The organism is Treponema socranskii subsp. buccale (assembly GCF_024181585.1).
GTDB classification, from domain to species: Bacteria; Spirochaetota; Spirochaetia; order Treponematales; family Treponemataceae; genus Treponema_D; species Treponema_D buccale.
In genome coordinates this window covers 2,478,547-2,502,733 of record NZ_CP054258.1, presented here as the reverse complement: position 1 = coordinate 2,502,733, position 24,187 = coordinate 2,478,547, and the positions used below count along the sequence as shown (strand labels likewise).

General features: G+C 47.0%; 26 protein-coding genes and 1 pseudogene. 23 read left to right on the top strand and 4 right to left on the bottom strand.

The genetic code is table 11. The annotated features are described in order from the left end of the window. Positions 1-35: 35 nt before the first annotated feature. The gene (locus tag HRI97_RS11270; protein ID WP_253725525.1) at positions 36-1,682 is read right to left on the bottom strand and encodes a hypothetical protein; all 1,647 of its coding nucleotides are present in this window, start codon (positions 1,680-1,682) and stop codon (positions 36-38) included. A gap of 80 nt (positions 1,683-1,762) precedes the next feature. On the opposite strand from HRI97_RS11270, the gene aroA reads away from it, so the two are divergent. From aroA to HRI97_RS11185, 17 genes are all read left to right on the top strand, one after another. Continuing rightward, on the top strand, positions 1,763-3,142 hold the full coding sequence (gene aroA / locus HRI97_RS11265; protein WP_253725524.1) for a 3-phosphoshikimate 1-carboxyvinyltransferase: 1,380 nt from the start codon (positions 1,763-1,765) through the stop codon (positions 3,140-3,142). 132 nt (positions 3,143-3,274) lie between these two features. Continuing rightward, positions 3,275-3,487, top strand: coding sequence for a FeoA family protein (locus HRI97_RS11260; protein ID WP_180484925.1), 213 nt, complete (start codon positions 3,275-3,277; stop codon positions 3,485-3,487). Between the two features lie 61 nt (positions 3,488-3,548). Next, positions 3,549-3,770: a FeoA family protein gene (locus HRI97_RS11255; protein WP_180484926.1), complete on the top strand. Its 222-nt coding sequence runs from the start codon at positions 3,549-3,551 to the stop codon at positions 3,768-3,770. Positions 3,771-3,842: 72 nt separating this feature from the next. Beyond that, complete coding sequence (gene feoB / locus HRI97_RS11250) at positions 3,843-6,029, top strand: ferrous iron transport protein B (RefSeq protein ID WP_253725523.1); 2,187 nt, start codon at positions 3,843-3,845, stop codon at positions 6,027-6,029. Between the two features lie 178 nt (positions 6,030-6,207). After that, positions 6,208-6,408 carry a FeoB-associated Cys-rich membrane protein gene (locus tag HRI97_RS11245; protein ID WP_180484928.1) on the top strand — a complete coding sequence of 67 codons (201 nt, stop codon included), beginning with the start codon at positions 6,208-6,210 and terminating at the stop codon, positions 6,406-6,408. Positions 6,409-6,411: 3 nt separating this feature from the next. Next, positions 6,412-6,984: a DUF3793 family protein gene (locus HRI97_RS11240; RefSeq protein ID WP_180484929.1), complete on the top strand. Its 573-nt coding sequence runs from the start codon at positions 6,412-6,414 to the stop codon at positions 6,982-6,984. 31 nt (positions 6,985-7,015) lie between these two features. Then, positions 7,016-7,432, top strand: a complete 417-nt coding sequence (locus tag HRI97_RS11235; RefSeq protein WP_253725522.1) for a flavodoxin — start codon at positions 7,016-7,018, stop codon at positions 7,430-7,432. A gap of 277 nt (positions 7,433-7,709) precedes the next feature. Then, positions 7,710-8,084, top strand: a complete 375-nt coding sequence (locus HRI97_RS11230) for a heavy-metal-associated domain-containing protein (protein WP_180484931.1) — start codon at positions 7,710-7,712, stop codon at positions 8,082-8,084. An 84-nt stretch (positions 8,085-8,168) separates the two neighbouring features. Beyond that, positions 8,169-10,187, top strand: coding sequence for a S1 family peptidase (locus HRI97_RS11225; RefSeq protein WP_253725521.1), 2,019 nt, complete (start codon positions 8,169-8,171; stop codon positions 10,185-10,187). Positions 10,188-10,429: 242 nt separating this feature from the next. Next, positions 10,430-11,254 (top strand): YARHG domain-containing protein, encoded by an 825-nt coding sequence (locus HRI97_RS11220; protein ID WP_253725520.1) that lies wholly within the window; start codon positions 10,430-10,432, stop codon positions 11,252-11,254. Positions 11,255-11,434: 180 nt separating this feature from the next. Next, positions 11,435-12,490, top strand: coding sequence for an SH3 domain-containing protein (locus HRI97_RS11215; protein WP_253725519.1), 1,056 nt, complete (start codon positions 11,435-11,437; stop codon positions 12,488-12,490). Positions 12,491-12,626: 136 nt separating this feature from the next. Continuing rightward, on the top strand, positions 12,627-12,860 hold the full coding sequence (locus tag HRI97_RS11210) for a CopG family transcriptional regulator (RefSeq protein WP_253725518.1): 234 nt from the start codon (positions 12,627-12,629) through the stop codon (positions 12,858-12,860). Beyond that, a complete protein-coding gene (locus HRI97_RS11205) occupies positions 12,853-13,125 on the top strand; it encodes a type II toxin-antitoxin system RelE family toxin (RefSeq protein WP_253725517.1) in 273 nt (90 codons plus the stop codon). Before HRI97_RS11210 ends, HRI97_RS11205 begins: the two co-directional genes overlap by 8 nt. Before the next feature lie 276 nt (positions 13,126-13,401). Further along, the gene (locus HRI97_RS11200; protein WP_253725516.1) at positions 13,402-13,596 is read left to right on the top strand and encodes a type II toxin-antitoxin system RelB/DinJ family antitoxin; all 195 of its coding nucleotides are present in this window, start codon (positions 13,402-13,404) and stop codon (positions 13,594-13,596) included. Between the two features lie 109 nt (positions 13,597-13,705). After that, positions 13,706-14,263, top strand: a complete 558-nt coding sequence (locus HRI97_RS11195) for a hypothetical protein (RefSeq protein ID WP_253725515.1) — start codon at positions 13,706-13,708, stop codon at positions 14,261-14,263. 260 nt (positions 14,264-14,523) lie between these two features. Continuing rightward, a complete protein-coding gene (locus HRI97_RS11190; protein WP_253725514.1) occupies positions 14,524-14,772 on the top strand; it encodes a BrnA antitoxin family protein in 249 nt (82 codons plus the stop codon). A 181-nt stretch (positions 14,773-14,953) separates the two neighbouring features. Next, entirely contained in the window at positions 14,954-15,571 is a 618-nt protein-coding gene (locus tag HRI97_RS11185; protein ID WP_253725513.1) for a hypothetical protein, read from the top strand. 196 nt (positions 15,572-15,767) lie between these two features. On the opposite strand, the gene HRI97_RS11180 is transcribed toward HRI97_RS11185, so the two are convergent. Continuing rightward, positions 15,768-16,952: an iron-containing alcohol dehydrogenase gene (locus HRI97_RS11180; protein ID WP_253725512.1), complete on the bottom strand. Its 1,185-nt coding sequence runs from the start codon at positions 16,950-16,952 to the stop codon at positions 15,768-15,770. 198 nt (positions 16,953-17,150) lie between these two features. Between HRI97_RS11180 and HRI97_RS11175 the strand changes: the two genes are divergently transcribed. Together HRI97_RS11175 and rlmB are read left to right on the top strand one after the other, a co-directional pair. Beyond that, a complete protein-coding gene (locus HRI97_RS11175) occupies positions 17,151-17,654 on the top strand; it encodes a YchJ family protein (RefSeq protein ID WP_253725511.1) in 504 nt (167 codons plus the stop codon). 93 nt (positions 17,655-17,747) lie between these two features. After that, the gene (gene rlmB, locus HRI97_RS11170) at positions 17,748-18,575 is read left to right on the top strand and encodes a 23S rRNA (guanosine(2251)-2'-O)-methyltransferase RlmB (RefSeq protein WP_253725510.1); all 828 of its coding nucleotides are present in this window, start codon (positions 17,748-17,750) and stop codon (positions 18,573-18,575) included. Between the two features lie 57 nt (positions 18,576-18,632). Here rlmB and HRI97_RS11165 read toward each other — a convergent pair whose 3' ends face one another. Continuing rightward, positions 18,633-19,196, bottom strand: a complete 564-nt coding sequence (locus HRI97_RS11165) for a hypothetical protein (RefSeq protein ID WP_253725509.1) — start codon at positions 19,194-19,196, stop codon at positions 18,633-18,635. 264 nt (positions 19,197-19,460) lie between these two features. Further along, complete coding sequence (locus tag HRI97_RS11160; RefSeq protein WP_253725508.1) at positions 19,461-20,363, bottom strand: M15 family metallopeptidase; 903 nt, start codon at positions 20,361-20,363, stop codon at positions 19,461-19,463. 189 nt (positions 20,364-20,552) lie between these two features. Here HRI97_RS11160 and HRI97_RS11155 point away from each other — a divergent pair, with 189 nt between their 5' ends. From HRI97_RS11155 to HRI97_RS11140, 4 genes and pseudogenes are all read left to right on the top strand, one after another. Then, positions 20,553-21,920: an MATE family efflux transporter gene (locus tag HRI97_RS11155; protein WP_253725507.1), complete on the top strand. Its 1,368-nt coding sequence runs from the start codon at positions 20,553-20,555 to the stop codon at positions 21,918-21,920. 30 nt (positions 21,921-21,950) lie between these two features. Then, the gene (locus HRI97_RS11150) at positions 21,951-22,448 is read left to right on the top strand and encodes a GNAT family N-acetyltransferase (protein ID WP_253725506.1); all 498 of its coding nucleotides are present in this window, start codon (positions 21,951-21,953) and stop codon (positions 22,446-22,448) included. A gap of 530 nt (positions 22,449-22,978) precedes the next feature. Beyond that, entirely contained in the window at positions 22,979-23,872 is an 894-nt protein-coding gene (locus HRI97_RS11145; protein WP_253725505.1) for an Rpn family recombination-promoting nuclease/putative transposase, read from the top strand. 31 nt (positions 23,873-23,903) lie between these two features. Then, positions 23,904-24,185, top strand: a pseudogene (locus tag HRI97_RS11140) (hypothetical protein); the annotation flags it as partial. Between the last annotated feature and the right edge of the window lie 2 nt (positions 24,186-24,187).

The window sequence follows — 24,187 nt, the reverse complement described above, 5'->3', positions numbered from 1 at the left end:
TTTATTAATTGATCAAATGTCGAGTTTTGAAAATATCAGCTCGAAATTGAACCCGGTCGGCGATCGATTTTTATGCCCGTAAAAACCATCGCAATGCCGTGTTCGTCGCAAAAGGCAATCGATTCGGCATCGGTATCGGTTCTGCCGGGCTGCACTATGAGGCGTATGCCGCTCTTTGCAAAACGGTCGAAACCGTCGTCAAAAGGCAGCGCGCTTGCGCTTACGAGCGTTTCGGCAGGCCTTACGCTTACCGGAATTTCGGCATGCCGAGAGCCGTTCGTCGATTCACTTTGCATATTGTTTGCCGTTCGATTGATTGCGGCAAAACACGCATCCGCCGGTGCGAGCGCCGCGCAGCACATGCCGACAGTCGTCATGTTTTCGATAACGGCGGCCGCGTCGCGTTTTGCGCCGAGCATGACGAGCTGTCCGAAAGCCGCTTCGTCGGCTTGAAGCTGTGTCGGCCGCGCTTTTGTGACGACGTTCCACGAATCGAAGAGTGTAAGAGTATCTTCTTCGACGATGAGACCGCCGTTGAGCGAACGGATAGTGTACGATATCGTCGCAGGCGCCGACATTGTGATGAGGCGGATATCTTTCCGCTCGGCAAGCAGCGCCTTTGCTTCCGCCGTAAAGTCCGGCGCGACGACCGCTGCCAAATTCGATTTTATTAATTCGTTCGCGGCGCTTTCGTCGACGACGGCGCTGAATCCTGCGACGGCGTTATCGAAAAACGCTTTTCTGCAGCCGAACATCTTTCGAAACGATTCGGCTGAGTTCGAGCCGAGTGCGGCGCTGATCGGAATACCGTGCTTCGACGAACACGTGAATACCGATTCTGCGGCGGGCGTAAAGCGCATTTCCGTTTCGGTACCGCTTCCGCTGCGTTCGGTCACTGTCGGGGGATTTTTTAACAATACGGAAAAATTGCTGAGGCTTTCCCATACCGCATCGATATTGACGCAGAGGCTGTATAAAAGTTCTCCGCCTTGATTTTTCCGCAAACTGTCGAGCGCTCCGCCGTGCGAAAGCGTATAGAGGCAGGCCGAACGGTGCGACTGCTCTTTGTTTATGAGCTCTTCGGATTTTTTATACGGCAGCATAAAATAGCGCGGATAGGATTTATCTCCCGTCTCCTGCAAAATCGCGTTTCCCGCCGCAGCGGTGCAAGCCGAAACCATATTGAACGCTTTTGCCGCAAGGTAGAGGCGGAATTCTTCGGAAACGCTCTGCGTCTCTATTTTGACGATCGCTTCTTCATAATCGGCGGGATCGGTGAGCACGAGTATGTTTTTATAATTTTTGCACGCCGCTTGAACGAACGACAAAGCGTGCATATCGATTTTGTCCGCGACGGAATCGGGTGCTTTATAATTTTTATGCGCAGGGGATGCGGGTTCCATATTGATGCACACGAGGCGGATCGCGTCCGTTTCGTCGGAAGGACCGTATTCGTTTTGCCTGCCGCTTGCGACGATCGATTGCAGCATCGCCTCGTAGTCGCCGAAAGTGCGCGGCGAATCGTCGAAAACGGACACCGCCGTATAAGCGATACCGGCGTCCGCGAGCAGCTTTCCGGTTTGTCCCGCAGACAGAATTTCGCAGCCGTGTTTTATAAGGCAATGAACGAGAGCTGTGAGATTGTCGGTGTCGTCGGTATACAAAAGCGCCCGATTTTTCATACTTCAAATAATAACATAAAAAGTATCGGTGCACAACAACGGTATACAATCCGTCCGAACATATGTTAAAATAATAAACTATGGATATCGTGTCGAGTAAACGAAATCTGAGCGGATCGATCACCGTTCCCGGTTCGAAAAGCCATACGATACGCGCGCTTTTGCTTGCAGCCCTTGCAGACGGTACGTCGCATATTTTCAATCCGCTTCCGAGTGCCGACTGCCTGTCGGCGAGCCGTGCGATTCCGCTTATCGGCGCGGATTTTCATTCGGCCGATTCGGTGTGGACGGTTTCCGGCGCGGGGAAGTGCGCACATCTTCCCGACGATGTCGTCGATGTCGGAAACTCCGGATCGCTTTTGTATTTTTTATCGCCGATCGCGGCAACCTTTTCCGGTTGGAGCGTTTTTACCGGAGACGAATCCATTCGGAAGCGCCCCGTTTCCCACGTCGTCGATGCGCTCAAGCAGCTCGGCTGCGAAGCTTACGTTTCGCGTCCCGGTATCGACGCTCCTCCTCTCATCATCCGCGGGCCCATTTCAAAGCGGAACGTCGTCACCGACGGAAGCCTTTCGCAGTATGTGAGCGGCATGATGATGGCGGCTTCCCGCCTTGACGATACGCTTGATATTACGCTTACAAATCCTAAAGAGACGCCCTATCTTTCGATGACGCGCTTGTGGCTCGAAGAACTCGGCGTGAAGGTGAGCGTGTCGGACGATTTCAAACGCATTTGTGTAAAGGGAGGCGTCACGCTTCCGCATTTCGACGAAACGATTCCGTCGGATTGGGAAGCGCTCGCATTTCCTCTCGTCGCTTCTCTCATATCCGACAGCGAAATAATAATTAATAATATAGACGATTCGGGCAGTCAGGGCGACGACGCGATCGTGGATGTACTTGAGTCCGTCGGCGCGGACATCGAACGCGACCGCATCCGGCATACGCTTACCGTGCGCGGCGGAAAGTGTGCGCGTTCCGTAAAAGGAGAAGTGCCCGGCAGGTTATCGGCGGAAAAATTGCCGCGCGGAGAATTGCGCGTGAATATTTCCGGTTTTCCCGATGCGATCTGTGCGCTCGCCGTCGCCGCGTCGTTTATCGAAGGGACGACGATTATAGAAGACGTCGGCGTGTGCCGTAAAAAAGAAACCGACCGCGTCGAAGTGATGAAAAGCGAATTGACGAAACTCGGCGTCGAAATCGAAGCCGAAGCGGATTACCTTGTGATTCACGGACACGCGCCGCTTAAGGCATCCGGCGAAAAAAACGATGCGTTTGCGATTCACGGCGGTACGGTCGAAACATACGGCGATCACCGCGCTGCGATGGCGCTTTCGTGTTTCGGTTTCGGACTGCCCGAAGGAGAAGCGATTACCGTAAAAGACGCCGAGTGCTCGGCCGTTTCGTTTCCCGATTTTATCGATGCGATGAACGGCATCGGTGCGGGCTTCGTCGTATAAGTATCCGGGAGACTGCCGCTTTCGGTTGTCTCTTAAAAGTTAGCACCTGCTATTGACAGTTTCAGCCGGTTAGCGTATATTAACTGTTGGAGGAATGCGTATACTTGAACTACGCGTCCGAACAGGAAAGTTATGATGCCTTTATCGATGTGTGCGATCGGTGAACAATGTACGGTAAAAAAGGTCGGCGGTACGGCGGAAGTCAAACAGCGTCTCAATGAAATCGGTTTCAATGTCGGTACTCCCGTAACCGTCGTCTCTACGACTGACGGAAATATTATCGTACAGGTAAAAGAATCTCGAATTGCATTAAACCGCGCGATGGCTAACCGCATTATGGTGTGAGTGCGAATTTTTTACGGTGTGATTTATTAAGGCCGTCAAGCGGTCAAGGAGTTGTTACTGAATGAAAACATTGCGGGATGTTACCGTCGGTGAAACGGTAACGGTCAAAAGGTTGGATGGGGAAGGTGCATTGAAACGCCGCCTCATGGATATGGGTTTTACCAACGGATGCAGTGTGTATATCCGTAAAGTCGCGCCGCTCGGCGATCCGGTCGAAGTGACGATCAGAGGATACGAGCTGAGCGTTCGCAAAGACGATGCCGAATGCATCGAAGTGGAATAAGCGCTTTCAAACGATTGTGTACGTGTCTTGTATTGAAAACGACGAAAAACTTTTGTAGCTTGTGGAGGAACTATGGCAACAATTAAGATCGCGCTTGCAGGAAACCCGAACTGCGGCAAAACGACGATGTTCAATTCGCTGACGGGGGCGAACCAGTATGTCGGCAACTGGCCGGGAGTAACGGTAGAAAAAAAAGAAGGCCGAATGAAAGGCGAAAGCGATATTATCGTTACGGATTTACCCGGTATCTATTCGCTTTCTCCGTATACGCCGGAAGAAGTCATAAGCCGCGATTACCTTGCGGGAAACGATCCTGCGGCGGTTTTGAATCTCGTCGATTCGACGAACATCGAACGAAATTTATACTTAACGACGCAAATTCTCGAGCTCGGTAAGCCCGTCGTCATTGCGCTGAACATGATCGACGTGCTGAAAAAATCGGGCGATAAAATCGATACTGAAAAACTGAGCGAAGCGCTCGGCTGCAAGATAATCGAAACGTCCGCCTTGAAAGGTACGGGCGTCAAAGAAGCTGCCCGCGCTGCAGCGGAAGCGGCTCGCAACTCGAAGACGATTATGCCGAAACAGTGCTTTTCCGCGAACGTCGAACAGGCGATTTCAAAAATGGAAGCGCTTGTTCCTTCAGATATTCCTGCAGAACTCAAACGCTGGTATGCGATCAAGATGATCGAGCGCGATAGTGTTGTGCTGGAGCGTCTGCACCTTTCGGCGGGAGACGCCGCAAAAGCGGAAGAGATCACAAAAGCGCTTGAAGCGGAGTACAACGACGATTCCGAATCGCTCATCACGAACGAACGCTACGAATACATTACGAAGATGTTGAAAGGCTGCTTAAAGAAATCGGGCAATAAACTGACGACATCCGATAAGATCGATAAAATCGTAACGAACCGATGGCTCGGCATTCCGATTTTCCTTGCCGTCATGTGGGTTATTTATTATATTTCGGTGACGACGGTCGGTACGTGGATGACGGACTGGACGAACGATTCGTTTGTCGCGGGTATTCAGGGTATCGTTTCCGGCTGGATGGAAAATGCAGGCGCAAACGAAGTGCTCACCGACTGCGTCGTCAACGGTTTGATCGGCGGCGTCGGTACGATACTCGGTTTCGTACCGCAGATGGCCGTTCTGTTTTTGCTGCTTTCGATCGTTGAAGATATCGGTTATATGGTACGCATCGCGTTCGTCATGGACCGCGTGTTCAGACACTTCGGACTTTCGGGAAAAAGCTTTATTCCGCTGCTCATCTCTTCGGGCTGCGGCGTTCCCGGTATTATGGCGTCGAAGACGATCGAAAATGATAACGACCGTCGCTTGACGATTATGACGACGACGTGGGTGCCCTGCGGTGCAAAGCTTCCCGTCATCGCGCTCATGGGCGCGGTTATGGTGCAGCATATATCGGGAATGAACTCGGCGTGGCTTGCTCCGGCTATGTATGCAATGGGCGTCGCGTGCGTGCTCATCGCGGCTATTATGCTGAAAAAGACAAAGCCTTTCCACGGAGAAGCGGCACCCTTCGTTATGGAATTGCCGCAGTATCATATTCCGCAGCCGAAGACGGTGCTGCTCCATACGTGGGAACGTTTGAAAGGCTTTATGATCAAAGCGGGTACCATACTCTTCCTCATGTGCTTGGTCATGTGGTTCCTGTCGAGTTACGGTTTCGGAGAAGACGGCTTCGGTCTCGTCGATCCGGCGGAGTCCATGCTTGCCGCGGTCGGCAACGCCCTCCGCTGGATATTCATACCGCTCGGCTTCGGAGGCGAAGTCGGGGGCTGGCAGGCGGCCGCTTCGGCGATTTCCGGTTTCGTTGCGAAAGAAGGTATCGTCAGTACGATGGGCGTTCTCGCAAACGTCGCTGAAGACAGCGTTGAAGAAGCGGATGCGGTTGCAAGCGCAGTCGCTACGTGGTTCCCGACGATTCCCGCAGCAATCTCCTACTTGGTGTTCAACCTGCTCGACTCTCCGTGTATTGCGGCCATTTCGACGATGGCGCAAAACCTGCAGAGCAGAAAGTGGTTTTGGTTTGCGGTTCTGTTCCAAAACGTATTCGCATACGTCATTTCGCTCTGCGTCTACCAGTACGGTATGCTCTTTGTGACAGGTGCTTTCGGAGTCGGAACGGTGTTTGCGATTCTCTTTACGATTGCGATCCTCGTTATGTTGTTCCGGCCGGATCCTTATAAGAAGCAGGAACGCATGATGAAAGGGCGTGCGTTTGCCGCTGCGTAATGCGGTTGTGTATATTATATGGCTGTGTAAAAAGAAAACATACGCAATGTAAAAAAAACTGTATATAACAGGATAATCGGCTGCAGCGCCTGCCCGACGGACGTTGCAGCTTTACGGTGAACGGTTTGCGGGGTGAGCGGCGTTCGCCGGTAAACCGTGTGCGGTTTCGGAGGTTGGTATGATTGCAAATATTATTGCAGTGCTTTGTATCGGTGTATGGGGATTCTTTGCGGTGCGTGCCGTCGTAAAAACCCATCACGAAGCGAAGATTACCGGTAATCCGGGTTGTCTCGGGTGTACGGGTTGGTGTTCGTCAAAAGGCGGCTGTCACGAATTTTCGAACGTGGAAAAATTTTTGGCGGAACACGCAAAGAAATAGACTATGAGCTTTGAAGAGGCCGTCATACAGTGCGGTGCGCCCGCGCTGTGCGGCATTAAACCCTCGTGCCTTTTTTCGATACGGAAAGAAGTGTACGACGCGTACAAAAGCAAAGTGAAGGAATGGCACAGCGCTTTTGCCGGAGAGGGCAAATATATCGTCGCGCTTCCGCGCCCGAATGCGCAGGTACTGTTTTTCGTGTACGATAAAAACCTGCTCGAACGGCAGTGCGGCGATTGTTGTATACGGCGGTATCTGAAAGAAAAAGCGTATCCCGTCGAATCGGGATTTTATGCGATGCTTTCCGAGCTGCTGCATCGCCTTGCGGGGGAAAACGGTTTTCCTCACGAGGTCGGCGTCTTTCTCGGCTATCCGCTTGAAGACGTCGTGCAGTTTGAAAAAACTGCGGGCGGAAATTACCGATATGCGGGTTTTTGGAAAGTATACGGAGACGTGCATTCCGCGCGAAAGCGGATGGAACGGTATAAAATATGCAGCGCGAGCTGCCGTGAATTATTAAAGCAAGGATTATCCGTACCGCTTGCGGCGAAAAGATATGCGCGGGCGATACGTTAATACATAATTATTGTTTTTATGGAGGTATGAAATGACAAAAGCGATCGTATATGCGAGTACGACGGGGAATACGGAAGCGATGGCTCAAGCGATCGAAAAAGGTGCGAAGAGTTCGGGAGCTGCCGTCATAATGAAAAAAGCGGATGAAGCGTCCGCGGCGGATATCTTAAAAGCAGATGTGATCATTCTCGGCAGCCCCGCGATGGGTGCGGAAGTCCTCGAAGACAGCATGGAATCGTTTTTCGCATCGATCGAAGGCAGTTTGAGCGGAAAAAAAGTCGCGCTCTTCGGTTCCTACGATTGGGGCGACGGGCAATGGATGCGCGACTGGGCAGCCCGCGTTAAAAGTGCGGGCGGTACGATGGTAAACGGCGAAGGCTTGATCGCTCACCTCGAGCCGGATGCGGATGCGATCAAAGCGTGCGAAGATCTCGGCGCGAGCGCATAACGAAAATACGGCACCGCTTGTGCTGCATGATTTGCGGCGAGCGGCGAAAAAATCGGAGCGAATTAAACGTGTCGGTGAATCCGATTACGATCATCGGCACAATTTTAACATCGGTTCTTCTGCGTGCAAGGGGGTTGTCAATTCTCTTGTACGGGACATAGCTACAAAGTAAAAGTTTCCAGCTTTTCACAGGGTCTGCTGCGTACGCCACAAGCGCACAGGCCCTGTTTTTTTCGAAAGTCTATCGGAATCGGAAAAATTAACAAGGCGGTTTGCTATGGCGGTAAATATAATTATCGGTTTAATAATCGCAATCGGAGTCGTGTTTGGAGTACGCTCTGTTTTGCGAAGCGCTTCGGGAAAGAGCTGTTGTTCGGGAGGCGATTCCATCGTAAAAATAGAACCCTCCGACACCGATCGTTCGCATTATCCGTACCGTGCGGAAGCGGCGGTAGAAGGCATGACGTGTAAAAACTGCGCGCAGCGTGTTACGAATGCGTTAAACAGCCTCGACGGCGTATGGGCGACCGTACACTTCAGAAGAAAAGCGGTGACCGTTTTGCTCAAGCAAAAGGAAGCGGAAGCGGCGCTCATCGAGGCGGTTTCAAAAGCCGGCTATACGATGAAAGACGTGCACATTTCGGCAGTGTGATAGACGCTCGCGATTTTTCCGCAAACGAACATTGTGCAAAATCGTGCTCTGGAAAAATTCAAAAAAGAGTGCTACAATCATCTTATGAAAAACACACGAAAACTGTATCTTGCCCTTGTCGTTTGGACGTGCGCGTTTGTTTCGGTTTACGCGCAGACTATCTTGGAAAGCGCCGTTTTGCAAAAAGTGCAGGCGGCGGTATTTGAAGTCGTCGTCGAAAAACCGGCGGAGGGAAATCTCACATACGAAAAAAAACTTCCGCTTGAACGTATTCCGTTCGCGATCCGCAACGATGCATACTTGCCGATCGGTACGGCGTTTTTGATGAACGACGGAAAATTTTATTCGGCATCGCACGTATTTTCGCTGTACAAAGAAACGCTGTATACGAATTATTTTTTGCGCGGCAAAGACGGCAAAACGTGGAAAATTTCGTCGGTCACGAAATTTGCAACCGACCGTGATTTTATCTGCTTCGATGCGGAAAATTTCACCGCCGATAAAAACGCAGGTCTTTCCGTCGCGCCGGATGCCGCGCTGAACTCGGCGGTGTTTTCCGTCGGCAACGCGCTCGGTGAAGGCATCGTCATCAGAAACGGCGTGCTTACGAGCCGTACGCCCGAACAGGAAAACGGTGAGTGGCAGTGGCTCCGCTTTTCAGCGGCAGCGAGTCCGGGAAATTCCGGAGGCCCGCTTGTTACCGAAAAAGGCGATGTGCTCGGTATCATCGCGATGAAAAGTCAAAATGAAAATTTAAACTATGCGCTGCCTTTTGCGGAAACGAAAAACGTCGCCGACAACACGGGTGTCGTGCATATTCCCTTTTACTATCGGCTTCCGACGATTTTGACGGAACGCTTTTATCATATTTTCGATGAAAAGCTTTCGCTGCCGCAAAATCTCGGCTCGCTCCGCAAAGAGATCACGACGCGTTACGGAAACAATACCGATAAACTCGTGCACGATTTGAGTGAACGCTTTGCTCCCGATGCGAAAGAAGGTTTTGCCCGAGCAGCGGGCTTTGCGGAAATGCTTTCGAATTCGTATATGGCGAATTTTCCCTATACGATATATCTGTCGGAAGCGGGCAAATGGGATTACACGAAGCCGAAAGATATTTCGACGCATCAGCTCGGCGATAACGGCTTTGTAAATTTCGGCGCTATGCTCGGCTATACGTTCGCGTATGTCGTAAAGCCCGAATCGATCGCACTGAAAGACCTCATCGCCTCTCCGAAAACATATATCGATTATATCCTTTCCGCAAGCAAAATCACGCGGAACGTCGCCGGCGAAAAAATCGCAATCACTTCTCTCGGCGATCCGTGCAAATCCGACCGGCATATCGACCGTTTCAGCCGTACGTGGCTTGTCAACTATTGGGAGCTTCCGTTCGTCGATTATATGGCGATTGCGTATGCGCTCCCGATGCCCGACGGCGTCTACGTCATGCTCAAGTTCGATTCGTACGGCGACGTTTTAAACGGACATCGGCAGGATATGGCGTTCGTCGCCGATTATGCGTACCCGTCGTATTCGGCGGAATTGAAAAATTGGAAAGAATACCTTGCGCTTTCGGAAGCCGAAGCGGGAAAACGGGATCCCGTTGTCGAATCGATTTCGCTCGACTATTCCAAAAAGCACATCGCTCTTAAAACCGGCTCGTATTCCGTCGATCTGCCGTCTTCTCTTTTGGCGTCGTCCGACGACACGACGTTCGCTCTTTCGATCGGCTATGCATTCAAAGACGGAAAACTCGTGCAGGAAGAAAGAACGCTCAGTCTGTCTACGAATAAGCGCGCGGAAAATTATCGCTTTTTATTTATTTCCAAACAACCCAAGCCCGATGCAAGTGCGCTGAAAAATACGACTGAAAGCTGGGAGCAAAAGCGCGACGGTATTGCGCCGTATGACGGAAAACCCTACGACAGCGAACAATACACGTTTATCGATAAAATTATCTATCCGAAAGGCGTCGGCTATAAAACCAGAAGCGCTGCGGACTGCGTGTATATCCTCGGAGGAGGATTGAGCGGACAGGGGAAAAAGAGCGAAGCGCTGCGCTTTATCGCGGCGACGGAAAAGAGCGTCCGTTTGCGCTAAAACCTCCGCTATGTAAGACCTGCCGATTTATTCGCCGGAGGGTTAATACCCCGATGCCGCTTGAAGCTTCGCTGCCGGGCTGCCGTCGGGTTTTTTGATTCGAATGCGGATAGATCGGCATTGCTTGAACTTTCCAATACCGATCATCCCTTGTTGTACTCGGATGCCGCCGGTGCGATTTAAAATAATATTCGGTTGATTGGCTGAAATATAATAATCAGTTTATATGCGGAGGCTGCAGGATGAAAAAAGTATTGGCAGTACTGATCGCATTTATATTAACAAATAATATTTTTGCGGATCGTACTTATTTTGATTTTAAAGATTTTTTTAAAGCAAAATATATTCTTAACGTTTCAAAAAAAATTCTGGATGTATCATTAAATGAATTCTCAATAGCATATTTATCTAATGAAGAATGCAGATTGTTGAGAAATAGTATTTTTTATTATCATGGTTATAAATTTAAATCGGAAGACTTGATTGAATATTTTAATAATTACTATTCTCTCGCTATGGAAGATTCTGAAAAAACTTCTCAAAAGGAGCTGTCTGAAACTGATAATAAAAACGTAAAGCTTTTTCAATTATATGAAAAAAGAGAGGAAAAAACAGAAGCTGAATTACAGAAAACAAATATTTCCGATGAGTATGTAGGAGCATGGTATTTAGAATCATTTATTGTCGGAAATGATACATCCGCTTGTCTTATGATAGAGAAAGATAATACATTTTCTCTTTCCCCTTTGTTCAACGGAGGAAGCAGTAATTTCAGACATTATTCCGGAAAGATTTATATAAGCAATAAAACAATGTATCTTTATATTGATAGTATTATTTTTTGTTCCGAAGGCCGTATGGGATATTTTAATCCTTTATATAATTATAATGCAAAGGAAGATAGTTATACAATGACCTTAGATCATCACATGGTTTTATCCTTTCCAATAACTTTGCCGGAACGCTCTGAAGCAACTATACTTGGTCCCAATGACGAAGAAGTTTTAGTTGATAAATATATTCATATGAATCTTGGTTCTATGATATTTTTTAAAGAAGAAAAATAAATGAGTAAAGAAATCGGACGACAAAACTTCGTAGAAGCTGTTTGCGGTTTAAAATAATGTTATGTCTACAAGCCCGTGGAACCGTTTTTGGGGGAATAAATGCATGATTTCGCCGCTTATAAATAAAAATTGTTCAAAATATCAAGCAATCGAATTGATATTTGAAAAACAGGGGATTGCATGAAACGTTTTTTTATATTATTACCGTTTGCTTTTTTTTCTTTTTTCGCCTTTGCGCAAACAAAATTGGAATTATATAAAGATATGGTCACGACCGATAATTTGCGGCTTAGAACACCCTATGCCGAAAATAAAATTATAACGGTTTTAAATAAAGGAACCAAAGTAAAAATTATCGATATTGAAGATGAAAAAGAAACGATTGACGGGATTACAAGTAATTGGGTAACTGTCGAAGTTCAAAAAAATGCGAAAGACAAAGATGGGAATCCTGTTAAATATGCAGTTGTCGGCAGATGTTTTGCCGGTTATCTGAAAGAAACTCCGCCGATTTCTTATGTTCCTAACTACGAAAACGGAAACGGAACGATAATTGAGCAAACGGGAGATAAAGATTTTTATATTCTAAAAAGAAAGCATCGGCAAAAATTGAAACTCGGAGAAATGGCCGATGATTATAATATTTATAAATATATTAATAAAAATCAAGTTCTGGTCAAAGTAACTTTGGATGACAGGGTTGATGTTGAAGAATTATGGCTGGTACAGTCTAAAAAAGATTTGCTGCATTATGTATGGCTTAAAGTTTCTTATAATGGAGTGCGAGGATTTGTTTATTATTCCGGCGCCTATTACAGTAATTATTATAAAAAATATATTGACGGCTATTCGGATCCGTATCAAAACAACCGTTGGGAAATTCTTGAAAAAATTAACGTCGGAAACAGAACTTGGACTGTAAGAAAGGTTTATCAAGGTCTTTCAATTTTTTCGGAAAATAATTTTATTGAAGTTCGCGATAAGCCGGGGGTAGTAGATACGACGGTAATAGCTGAAATTCCTTCAAGTTATAAAAACGGAAACAGGCAAACAAATATCATAACGGAAGCAATTACGGAAGAATACGATGGTTCATATAGAAATCGTTGGGTAAGAATTACCGTAGACGGCAAAACCGGCTGGATTTCCGGAGCATATCTTTCTGCAGAACGCGGCGGTCCTACTTATTATATCCCGGAAGACTGGATTGCTTTCCTCAAGGGAGATGCACCTTAATCAAATGTCGCTTTATGTTTACGGTTTAAAGCAATGTTAGGTTGATGCTTTCTGTTCGATTCAAAATCATTGAATTACAGAAGTAACCGGTTGACATTTTGAATATAAATGAATACATTTGAAGCAGGGGCGTAAAATGGCAAAAACAATTACCGTTCGTATAGATGACAGTACCTATGACATTTTCAAATTGGCTGCTGCAGGGCAGAAAAGAACGATCTCAAATTATCTGGAATATGCAACGCTCAATTACACTATGAATGAGACATTTGTCGATGATACGGAAATGAATGAAATACTCAAGTATGGGAAAGATATTAAAAAAGGTTTATCCGATATTTCAGCCGGAAGGTATCGAATAATTGACTAAGTATCGAATAGCGGAAACCGAAACATTTGAAAAGAAGATAAAATCTGCAAAATATAAATCTTTATACAAAAAGATTACGGAATATGTATATCCGGTATTACGTGAAAATCCCTATTTTGGCCCCAATATTAAAAGACTCAAAGGAAATTACAAAGACCTATATCGTTTTAGAATAGGGGATTATCGGCTGTTCTATAAAATATTAGAAGATACGGTTATCGTATTTATAGTGAATATAGAAGCGCGGAAAGATGCTTATAAATAATATTTCCTAATACCGTTTCCAGCGCTGACAAACGGGACTGTGCTCGTTTGCAGGTTAAGTGAATGTTATACTCACATGCCGTTGGTATGGTAAAGGAAAATATAAAAATGATAGCTTTGCTTCGCGGTGTAACACCGAGCGGAAAAAATTAGTAGGTTGAATAGTTGATATTTAGACGCGTGTGTAGTATACGTAGTAAGGAGTATTAAGATGACTACAATATCAGCAAAAATTGCAAACGAAGATAAAACAAGGTTTGAATAAATATGCGACTCTATGGGAATAAATATTTCTTTGGCAATAAATTCTTTTGTAAAAGCTACAATTCGGGAAAACGGTCTTCCGTTTGCGCTGAAAGCATCCGAAGATCCGTATATTTATTCGGAAGAAAATATGAAATATTTGCGTAAAAGTATACATCAGATTGAAACCGGGAAATGTCAAATTCATGAATTAAAGGAATCCGATTGATGGTAAAGGTTTGGTCTGATATTGCATGAAAAGATTATTGCGAACTTTTTGATAAACATCAACAAAAATTGATAAAAAGAAAAAGTATTTAACAAAAAGAGGCTATTCTTTGTTAATAATATTTTTTTCATTACTGAGTTGCTTGTTCGGTTCATGTTCAATCCTTTCTGTCTCACAAGAGAAAATTGATGAATTAACGGAAAAATTTGATAATAATTTACTTCAAAAAAACGAAAAAAAAGAAATTAAAAGTATTTATAAAGATATGATATGGGGAGGGAAATTTATTTCCCCGGAAGCATCAAAAATTTTAAAATATTACATATCAGACCATACGGATGATTTATATATTAATTCCGAATATTTTTATAAATCCGAGTATATAAAAAAAATACTGAAAGAAAATGAGAATAAAGAAATCATCGGTCCGGTATATTTGAAAATAAAAGATGATGCAAGAATTGCATATGCGGTTAACGATTTTTATATAGATACAAATAAAAAGACCGTATATCAATATATAGATTTCGCACCAAGAAATGATAAATCCACATATACATATTTTGATCTTCCCAAAAGGAGATTAAAAATAGCCGATAGATTAATCAGGGTGTTTGAGGAAGACGGAGGTTGTAAACCTTTTACGGTTTATATACGGTATGAATAATAAACACATAACACCGTTTTCAAAGCCGACAAACCGCTCAAGCCGGTTTGCGGTTTAAAATATTGTTTGACGGACGTGCCGCCGGCGTACTTGGAGAAAAATGGAATTTACAATGTTTTTTGTAAAACAGTTTGTTGGCATATACATAAAATAGTATGTATAATATATATGTGTATGACCTTTGACGGTGCGTTTTACAATACGCGGTCAGAATATTAGAATTTTCGGCGCAGGATATTGGCGTCAAGGAAAGAAACTCTATGAAGAGCATTTACAGTAATCCCGAAAAATCAGTAATGGAAGCATTGGATTCCGCCGTATTAGTGGCGGATTTCCTTCCTCCTCCGGCAGAGCTTGTAAAAAAATCAACAAAAGAAAAAATAACAATTTCAATTGATTCCGATTGTATTAATTTTTTCAGAACGGAAGCTAAGAAAAATCATACAAAATACCAGACTATGATGAATGAAGTACTTTCGCAATATGCAAAGCATTATGCTGTAAATTGAATTGCGGGATAGAACAATCATCTGACATCGGTTCCAAAGCCGACACGCGGTCAAGCCGCCTGCGGTACAACCGGTTGTTGGTCGGACAGCTCCCCGGCAGGAGAGGAATAGTAAGTACACGATTTTAGTTACTTATTTAAATTAACAAGAATTGAGCGAGATAAAATCCGGAGGTTTAAAGATGAAAAAATTTTTATTTGCAGTTTTTATATTTTGTATCGGAGATGTATTTTATAGTCAGAAAAATCCTTTTCCCAAAAAGATGGAAGTTTATTATTTTCCAACTAAAGATGCGGCTAAAATCATAGAATATGATTTTAGATTTGATTTGAATATAACAGATTATGAAAAAGCGTCTTTGGATTTTAAGAAAAAAATCAAAGCAAAAAAATATTCAAAAGAAAAATATACTTTTAATATTTATAAAGTTGTAAAAGAAAACTACAGATATAAAAAAGATACAAATCAGTCTAAAGTAATTATTTCTCTTGCATGTAAAAAGAAAAATAGTACAGATGTAAATACATATTGTTCAGAAATGGAAGAACTGTTTTCTAATGCCCTTGGAAGGGAAGTACGTGTCTCTATTAAGTTTCCGGATGTTTATGTTTCATTCGATACTAATAATGCAGATTTTTCATTTGGCAGCAGTGCACAAGAAACTTTATATGAAGGAACAACAGTTACTTTAAAATGGATACAGCCGATTTATTACATGGAATTGGTTATACAGTACGATGATGCAAATCCGGATGCTGTGGATGTTTCGAAATATCTAAAAGAAGATATCGGAAAATAAAATAATTACGGAATATCCGCCTGCCGTCCGGCGCACAGCGCTGTCCAAAAACTGAAGCTTTTGGACAGCTTCTTTGATTTTAATTTTGACGGGCTGTCGAAAAAGTAACCGGCCTTTGTGCCGGCCCCGTTTTTTTTGTTATCCGGTTATATTCGGAATGTGAAATATTTTCCGTACGGTCCTTTTAAGGATCGATTTACCGGTCGTTCGCCATTTTATAAATTTCGAACATATCGGCTTCGTATAACACTTTTGCCGAACCGCGCTTTCCTCCCGTTGCGAGACTGCATTTGTGCGCGAGCGTTTTCATCTGTTCTTCGGAAAGACTGATGCCGAGTTCTTTGAGACTTGTCGGCATTTTGATTTTGCGGAAAAATTTTTCCATCGCTTGGATGCCGCGCATTGCGATCTCTTCCGGCGTACCGTCGGCAATCCCCATGACATTGACGGCGAACTTATGGAAGCGCGGAAGACAATCTTTATATACGTAGCGCGCCCAGCTTCCCCAAATAGCCGCGAGTCCTGCGCCGTGTGCAACGTCGAACATACCGCTCAATTCGTGTTCGAGCGCGTGCGACGACCAATCGCCGCCGCGGTCGTTTCCGCAGCCCGTGAGTCCGTTGTGCGAAAGGCTTCCCGCCCACATGATTTCCGCGCGCGCATCGTAGTTCTTCGGTTCTTCGCACAGGATCTGCGCATTTACCATAACGGTGCGCATGAGCGCTTCGGCGATGCCGTCGGTGATTTCCATGTTGCCGCCGTTCGTAAAATAGCGTTCCATCGTATGCATGAGGATATCGGTACAGCCGCACGCCGTTTGATAATCGGGGAGCGTCATCGTCAATTCGGGATTCATCACCGCAAATTTCGGCCGGCAAAAATCCGTATTGCAGCCGCGCTTTATCTGCCCTTCTTCTTTTGTGATAACCGAGCTGTTGCTCATTTCACTGCCGGCGGCGGCTATCGTCACTATGACGCCGATCGGCATACACGCTTCCGGCAGCCGCGTATGTTCATAGAAATCCCACACATCGCCTTCGTTTGCGGCGCCGTAGCCGATCGCTTTCGCCGAATCGATAACGCTGCCGCCTCCGACTGCAAGGATAAAATCGACGTTTTCTTTTTTAACGAGATCGATACCTTGATATACGAGCGAAAGACGAGGGTTCGGCACGACGCCGCCGAGTTCGATATACGAAATCTTTGCTTCGTCGAGCGATTTTTTTACGCGGTCGAGGAGTCCCGACTTTTGTACGCTTCCGCTTCCGTAATGAATGAGGACTTTTTTGCACTTTTGTTCGGCGACGAGCGAACCGATTTGCGTTTCCGTTTCTTTTCCGAAAACGACTTTCGTCGGCGTAAAATATGTAAAATTGAACATACAACCTCCCATACACTCAAAGTAAGACACTGCGATTTCAATGCTTCCAGTATATAGCGATTGGGCGGCGCGCGCAATAAGGTTTTACGATTTCATAGCGTGTTAAGATTGAAAAATTCGGCGATCCGTAACGGCGTTTCGTTCGGCGGCCGATCCGCGATTATTGCTCCGACCGAATGTTCATGCTATACTCGTGCTATGACCAACGAAAAAATTGATATGTGTCCGTGCGGTTCAGGCAAAAAATATGCCGACTGCTGCGAACCCGTTATCACCGGTAAAACAAAGGCCGCTACGGCGGAAGCGCTCATGCGCGCGCGGTACACGGCATACGTTGTACATGAAATCGACTTTATCGTAAATACGTGTAAAGAAGGCGAAGGGCGCGGCGACATAGACCGCAAAGCGACGGAGGATTGGAGCAATCAGTCCGTGTGGCACGGTTTGAAAATTCTGCGTACCGAAAAAGGCGCGGCGGGTGACTCTGAAGGCATCGTCGAATTCGAAGCCGACTATACGCGTCACGGGCTTCGCGATAAACATCATGAAACCGCAGCGTTCGAAAAAACGGACGGCGAATGGCTGTATACGACGGGCAATCTCAAAACGACGACGATTCGGCGGGAAGGCAAAAAAATCGGGCGGAACGATCCTTGTCCCTGCGGCAGCGGAAAAAAATACAAACAATGCTGCGGACGGTAAGCGGAGTTTCGGCGTCCGCCTTTTGCACTTTTTGCAAAACGGCGTACGGCTGCAGGAAGCGCGGATACGGAAAATACGGTGCGGCGGTACGATATGGCTGAAAGAATCGTTACGGGATTTCATGCAATCGAAGAGCGCATACGGAGTGATTCGCGCGGAAGCGGCCGGATGCGCATCTTCTGGAGCAAAGCGGGGCCGCGCGCGAAAAAAATCATCGCGCTTGCAAAGCAGGAAGGCATTCCTTGCGAACAAGCGGACGATGCCGCACTCGATTCGCTTACCGCACGTCTCTCCGAAACCGCACGCGATCACCGCGGCATCGTGCTCTGCGTTTCGGGAGAATCGGAGAATGCACATAATATCGTCGATTTTGACGAATGGCTCGCATCTCTGCCGTCCGATTATGACGCTTCATCGGAACAAAGCGGACTTTTACAAAACAGCGGAGCGGAAAATCTGTGTACGACGGTGCTCGTACTCGATTCGGTGACCGATCCCCACAACGTCGGCGCGATTATCCGGAGCTGCGATCAGTTCGGTACTTCTCTCGTTATCTTACCGCAGGCTAGAAGTGCAAACGACATAGCACACAACGAAGTGGTCGCCCGTTCAAGCGCGGGAGCCGCCGCGTGGGTTCCCGTGAGCATCGTGCCGAATGCGGTGCGCGCGGTTCAGCGATTGAAAGACGCGGGCTTTTGGGTATACGGCGCAGATGCCAGCGGAGAGGCGCTCGGTTCCGTCGACTTTGCACGGAGAACGGTCATCGTCATGGGGAGTGAAGGAAAAGGCATTTCGCCGCTTCTTGCAAAACAGTGCGATGCGGTCGTATCCATTCCGACCTGCGGGAAAATCGACAGCTTGAACGTATCCGTCGCTGCGGGCATTTTGCTGTATGAGCGATACCGGCGTTTTACGTGCTGACGAATGCATAAAAAAAGCGGGCTGCCTGTGCAGCCCGCTTTTGCATACGTAAAACCGTTATTTGTCTCCGATTCTGAAACCGATTCCGACATAGGGTCTGATCGTCAAATACGTTACCTTTTGCTTTTCGACGAATTCGTAAAAGTCATACGAAACGTTGATTCCGCCGACCAGCGCGGCCGATTCGCCGAGTCCGATCTGTACGCTGCCGGTCGTACCGACGCCGATCATTGCCTCTTTAAAGTCGATCGGGAATTTTGCATTCGCGCCGAGTCCGAGCTGAATGGCAAGGATATTGCCGAGCGGGATGCGGAATGCGGGCCCGAGATTGAAATCGAGTATGCCCCACGTGTTGAATAATTTATTTTTCGGAAAAATAAGTGCGGCATTTCCCCACAGACCGGTAAATCCCGACGTATAACTGAAAAACGTTACGTCCGGACCGAAGCTGTAATCTTTGTTGTCGATGCTGTTTCTGATAGCTTCTTTTTTGAATTCTTTGATGTCCGTCCAATACGACAGTTCCGCCGTTCCTCCGAGCGACAATGTCGTTTCGACTGCGGACAATCCTGAAATTGCGATTCCCGCAGCGAGGACTGCTGCGATAATTAATTTTTTCATTTTATACCCCCCGGCAATAATTTTTTATGACCGGTTGCCTCTGCAAACGATTCAAACGATTATTGCCTGTATTTGCATGATTATGCTACCGTATATTATAGCATATTTTTCAAATCAATTCAAATCCGCGCACGAGCGATAGGCGATTTTCCGCAAGTGCGCATTGCGACTCCGCGCGATACGGTATATCGCCTGATAGTGTGTGTCGGGCGATTTTCCGCAAGTGTGTGCTCCGATCCGTGTTTTTTTTCTTCAAACCCTCCTCTATCCGTTCAGGCTGTTCGCGATCAATTCGGGATGATATTCGAAATGCATATTGTCCCAAATCGGCCACTTACCGCCCCAGATAAATCCTTCCGATTCGAACGCTTCGATTACGCCGGCAGGCGGCATCCAGCGTTTTTCGAGCGGCAGCGTCATCCATCCGTCGGGATCGATATCGCGCCGCCATGCCCAGTAGATATTTTTTTGTCCCCAGCCCCGCGGCAGTACATCGAGGGCGATACCGTAGCTGTGAAACGAACGCGATGCGCGGTCGCCGATTTCCCTCCAGTTGTAGCTGTCCACGCGCGCCAATTCATCGATGAAGCGCTGCACGGCGGCATCGGTTTTTGCGCGCTCCCGGATTTTGTTTTCGACGCGTGCAAGCGGTGTAAAAATCCGTTCATGTGCATTCGTATATTTTCCGAGAAACGACACGCGTTTTATATGCGTTTCGGTCGATTGCCGTGTCGCGCAGTCATAAATCGCATTGAAAAAATAGGGCGATGTGCCGGCCTGCCGCGAGCGGTTTTCCGCCGAAGAAAAATTGCGCAGGCGGCGTACATCCTCTTCGGTAAATTTTGCAGGGTCGGGTACTTCTTTTGCGTAGGGGTAGAAGAGCGGCCAGTATGATTCGCGTTCGGCGAGTTTGTCCGCGGGAAGCATTTTTCCGTCCGCCCAATACAATGCCGTCGTTTTTCGTTCCGCGCCGCGGTTTTGTACGATATCGATTTTAAAATCGGCGAGCGCGGAATCGTATGTTGCCGCAAATGCGATATCGGGATATGTGCGCCTGAGAATGCCGAGTTCTTTCGGTTCGGGCGGTGCGGCGAAAAGAAAAGCGGTAAAAAATAAAAGTGCGAGCGTCGCCGCAGCCGGTTTAAAAAAACGTTTTACGGTATGCATCGGTACTCCAAAAAGGCACAGATAAAATACGCTGCAATAACATAAGAAATATAACGGCGGTAAGTTACGCGAGGGCGGTATTGTTTCGATAAATGTTTTGTTATATTGTAGAACAATGCGGATTTTGCATTGTTTGAAATCCGCCGCTGCGCTTTGTTATATGCGAGCGTAATTGCGTGAGGTGCGATTATGACTGCTTTGCCGGGATTTTACAGTACGCTTTTTACGATCGCGCTTCCGATTGTATTGCAGAATTTTCTCCAAACCTTCGTCAATATGCTCGACACCGTTATGGTCGGCAGGCTCGGTGCGGCCGAAATCGTAGCAGTCGGTCTCGGCAATCAGATTTTTTTTATACTCAATATGATACTCTTCGGTATTTCAAGCGGCGGCGCTATCTTTGTCGCGCAGTATTGGGGCAAAAAAGATATTGCAGGAATCCGCCGGACGCTCGGTATTACGCTTGCGCTTTCGTTCGTCCTCTCGCTCGTGTTTACCGCCGCTGCGCTTTTTTCCCCGCGCGAATTGATTGCGCTGTATTCTTCGGACGAACGGGTAATCGCCCTCGGCGGCGCTTACTTGCGCCGAATCGCATTGAGTTATCCCATGCTTTCGCTGAGCTTTGCATTTCAGCTGGCTTTCCGCGCAACCGAGCATGTCATCCTTCCGACGGTGAGTACCGCCGTTTCATTTTTCATCAATGCCGTTTTCAATTATCTTTTGATCTTCGGCGCTTCCGTTTCCGTATTCGGCTCTGTGCTGACCGTACCGGCGATGGGAGTGAAGGGTGCTGCGATCGCGACGCTTGTTTCCCGATTCGTGGAGCTCGCGATTACGGTCGGTTGGGCATATCGGAAAAAATATGAAGCGTGCGGCGGTTTTTCCGAACTCTTTTCGTTCAACGGCGATTTTCTTGCGCGCTTCATCAAAATCGCACTGCCTGTCATTATAAATGAAACGCTGTGGAGTTTGGGCATTACGACGGAAAATTCGATTTTTTCGCACGCGAGTACCGATGCGATTGCGGCATTCAATATAACCGGAACGATTTCGCAGCTGACGTGGGTATTTTTTATCGGTGTCGGAAACGGTGCAGGGATTATCATCGGCAAAAAAATCGGTGAAGGTGCTGAGGCGGAAGCGCGGCTGTACGCGAACAGATTCGCGTGGTTTATGCCCGTGATGGGTGTCGTCATCGGGTCGCTGCTTTTCCCGCTTTCATTCGCGCTTCCCGCTTTATTCAATGTCGGGCCGTACATCATTCGACAGGCGAGGCTTATGCTTCGCATCCTCATGTGCGTCTACCCGGTAAATGCGTTTAATATGTTTTTCATCGTAGGTATGTGCCGATCGGGCGGCGATACCGTTTACGCTGCAGTCAACGACAGCGTGTGGATGTGGTTTGTCGCAATTCCGGCCGCATGCATTGCGGCTTTTGTGCTGCATGCCGACCCGTGTATTATCTATGCCTGTTTGCAGATCGATCAGATTTTGAAAGCGTGCGCAGGCTTCGTCCGCGTGCGTAACGGTAAGTGGCTGCATAACGTTACGCGATGAATTTATTAATTATTAATTAAAGGCAAAAAAATGACGATTCGACAGGCCGAAGAAAAAGATTTTTTCGACATACTGCGCATTTATGCCCGTGCGCGCGAATATATGACGGCGGACGGGAATCCGACTCAGTGGGGAAAATCCTTTCCGCCGGAAAATTTAATAAAGGATGATATCCGTAAAAAACGCAATTATGTCGTCGAAGCGAACGGCGGCGTACACGGAGTGTTCGCCTTTATCCCGGGCGACGATCCGACGTATGCGCGAATCGAAGGCGCGTGGATGAGCGATGCGCCGTACGGCACGATTCACCGCATTGCAAGCGACGGTACGGTCAAAGGCGTTTTTGCCGCTGCGATCGCGTTTTGTAAATCGCGCCTTTCTCACATCAGAATCGATACGCATGCAGACAACAAAACGATGCGGTGCGCGATCGAAAAAGCGGGATTTAAAGAATGCGGCATAATCCGTGTCGCCGACGGTACTCCGCGCATCGCTTATGAGTTGATCGTGGAAAAAGATATACGCTGAAAAATCTAACCGAGCAGGCTGTTTTCCTCGAGCCTGACAAGACCCGCTTTTTCGTCGAGCGTTTTTACCGTAGGCACCGACATTCTAAAATACTTTATACGATTTGTCATCAAGGAAAATACTGCCGTCCTCACTGCATACGTTCCAGAACGTATATACGGGTAAGCCTTTACCGGAAAAACTCCGAAATCGCAATATCTCCGCGATATATATATTTAGTGAAGTATTATCAGGATAACCGCACCGAAAATCGTATTCCTAAAAAATAGCGTATAACATAAAAAATCGGCTGCACTCCCGGCAGCAGCCCTGCCGTTTGCGCGGGGAACTTCGCGCTCCGCGCTCGTTGCAAGTGCCGCGGCAGACCGTAATCGGAATCGGACTGCGCAATCTCTTTTTACAAAGAGATTGCTTGCCATCGGTCAAAGCGGCTCGGCGGCAGTTCCGCTGCCTCGCGTTCCGCCTTTTTTATGTAAGTACGCGCTTCTTTTCTAAGTATCCATTTCCGGTGCGGTTATCCCGGAGGTCTTATGGCAACATACAATCGTCGATATAAAGATTCGGTCTTTGTCGATTTTTTCGGCGAAGATAAAAACGCGAAAGCGAACTTTCTTTCGCTCTACAACGCATTGCATGGAACAGAACTTGACGCATCATCGGCGGAACTCGAACCGCTCCGTCTCGAACAGGTGATGTATATGGCGTTCCGCAACGACGTCGCCTGTCTCGTCGACGGGAAAATCATCGTATTGGTAGAACATCAATCGACTGTCAACGCCAATATGCCGCTGCGCTTTTTACAGTATGCCGCACGCCTCTACGAACGCATTCAAAATCCGCGCGATCGCTATCTCCGCAGACTGAAAAAGATTCCTACGCCGGAGTTCTACGTATTCTACAACGGAGAAGAAGATTACCCGGAATCCGCAACGCTCCGTCTGTCCGACGCTTTTATAACGGTGTCCGAAAAGCCGAGCCTCGAAGTCGTTGCCAGCGTGACGAATATCAATTATAATAAGGGAAGCAGAATCTTACGTACGTGTAAACCGCTTGAAGAATACACGCTGTTTATCGAAGCGGTGCGGAAACATACCAAGCTCGACAGCGAAAACGGCTTTCGGAACGCGATTAAAGAGTGCATACGAAACGACATCCTGCGGGAATACTTACAGCGGAAGTCAAAGGAGGTGATGAATATGTTAATTGCCGAATACGATTACGATGTGGATATAGCTGTGCAAAGAGAAGAAGAAAGAGAAATTGCTCTGCAGGAAGGCATCGCACAAGGCGAAGCGAAAGGTCTTTCCGAAGGCTCATACCAAAAAGCGCTTGAAACGGCGAAGAATTTACTCGTCTTGGGATTGTCGGTCGCAAACATTGCCCAAGCGACCGGTCTCACCGAAGCGGAAGTTGAAGCTCTTTAAAGTAACCGCTGTTAATCATTCCCTGCTTAATAAGAACGCGATCAAAGAGTGCATACAAAACGACATCTTACGGGAATACTTACAGCGGAAGTCAAAGGAGGTGATGAATATGTTGATTGCCGAATACGATTACGATGTGGATATAGCTGTGCAAAGAGAAGAAGAAAGAGAAATTGCTCTGCAGGAAGGCATTTCCGAAGGTTCATACCAAAAAGCGCTTGAAACGGCAAAGCTCATGCGAACGCACAACTATCCGATTGCCGAAATCTGCACGATGACCGGCCTTACCAAAAAAGAAATCAAACAGCTGTAAGC

What these genes read in the sequence shown, in the direction of transcription:
- HRI97_RS11150 (WP_253725506.1), top strand. Translation starts at nt 21,951, where the DNA reads ATGACGATTCGACAGGCCGAAGAAAAAGATTTTTTCGACATACTGCGC.
- HRI97_RS11145 (WP_253725505.1), top strand. Translation starts at nt 22,979, where the DNA reads ATGGCAACATACAATCGTCGATATAAAGATTCGGTCTTTGTCGATTTT.
- HRI97_RS11175 (WP_253725511.1), top strand. Translation starts at nt 17,151, where the DNA reads ATGACCAACGAAAAAATTGATATGTGTCCGTGCGGTTCAGGCAAAAAA.
- HRI97_RS11225 (WP_253725521.1), top strand. Translation starts at nt 8,169, where the DNA reads ATGAAAAACACACGAAAACTGTATCTTGCCCTTGTCGTTTGGACGTGC.
- HRI97_RS11215 (WP_253725519.1), top strand. Translation starts at nt 11,435, where the DNA reads ATGAAACGTTTTTTTATATTATTACCGTTTGCTTTTTTTTCTTTTTTC.
- aroA (WP_253725524.1), top strand. Translation starts at nt 1,763, where the DNA reads ATGGATATCGTGTCGAGTAAACGAAATCTGAGCGGATCGATCACCGTT.
- HRI97_RS11260 (WP_180484925.1), top strand. Translation starts at nt 3,275, where the DNA reads ATGATGCCTTTATCGATGTGTGCGATCGGTGAACAATGTACGGTAAAA.
- HRI97_RS11200 (WP_253725516.1), top strand. Translation starts at nt 13,402, where the DNA reads ATGGGAATAAATATTTCTTTGGCAATAAATTCTTTTGTAAAAGCTACA.
- HRI97_RS11185 (WP_253725513.1), top strand. Translation starts at nt 14,954, where the DNA reads ATGAAAAAATTTTTATTTGCAGTTTTTATATTTTGTATCGGAGATGTA.
- HRI97_RS11180 (WP_253725512.1), bottom strand. Translation starts at nt 16,952, where the DNA reads ATGTTCAATTTTACATATTTTACGCCGACGAAAGTCGTTTTCGGAAAA.
- feoB (WP_253725523.1), top strand. Translation starts at nt 3,843, where the DNA reads ATGGCAACAATTAAGATCGCGCTTGCAGGAAACCCGAACTGCGGCAAA.
- HRI97_RS11155 (WP_253725507.1), top strand. Translation starts at nt 20,553, where the DNA reads ATGACTGCTTTGCCGGGATTTTACAGTACGCTTTTTACGATCGCGCTT.
- HRI97_RS11235 (WP_253725522.1), top strand. Translation starts at nt 7,016, where the DNA reads ATGACAAAAGCGATCGTATATGCGAGTACGACGGGGAATACGGAAGCG.
- HRI97_RS11245 (WP_180484928.1), top strand. Translation starts at nt 6,208, where the DNA reads ATGATTGCAAATATTATTGCAGTGCTTTGTATCGGTGTATGGGGATTC.
- HRI97_RS11210 (WP_253725518.1), top strand. Translation starts at nt 12,627, where the DNA reads ATGGCAAAAACAATTACCGTTCGTATAGATGACAGTACCTATGACATT.
- HRI97_RS11160 (WP_253725508.1), bottom strand. Translation starts at nt 20,363, where the DNA reads ATGCATACCGTAAAACGTTTTTTTAAACCGGCTGCGGCGACGCTCGCA.
- rlmB (WP_253725510.1), top strand. Translation starts at nt 17,748, where the DNA reads ATGGCTGAAAGAATCGTTACGGGATTTCATGCAATCGAAGAGCGCATA.
- HRI97_RS11230 (WP_180484931.1), top strand. Translation starts at nt 7,710, where the DNA reads ATGGCGGTAAATATAATTATCGGTTTAATAATCGCAATCGGAGTCGTG.
- HRI97_RS11240 (WP_180484929.1), top strand. Translation starts at nt 6,412, where the DNA reads ATGAGCTTTGAAGAGGCCGTCATACAGTGCGGTGCGCCCGCGCTGTGC.
- HRI97_RS11220 (WP_253725520.1), top strand. Translation starts at nt 10,430, where the DNA reads ATGAAAAAAGTATTGGCAGTACTGATCGCATTTATATTAACAAATAAT.
- HRI97_RS11270 (WP_253725525.1), bottom strand. Translation starts at nt 1,682, where the DNA reads ATGAAAAATCGGGCGCTTTTGTATACCGACGACACCGACAATCTCACA.
- HRI97_RS11255 (WP_180484926.1), top strand. Translation starts at nt 3,549, where the DNA reads ATGAAAACATTGCGGGATGTTACCGTCGGTGAAACGGTAACGGTCAAA.
- HRI97_RS11165 (WP_253725509.1), bottom strand. Translation starts at nt 19,196, where the DNA reads ATGAAAAAATTAATTATCGCAGCAGTCCTCGCTGCGGGAATCGCAATT.
- HRI97_RS11190 (WP_253725514.1), top strand. Translation starts at nt 14,524, where the DNA reads ATGAAGAGCATTTACAGTAATCCCGAAAAATCAGTAATGGAAGCATTG.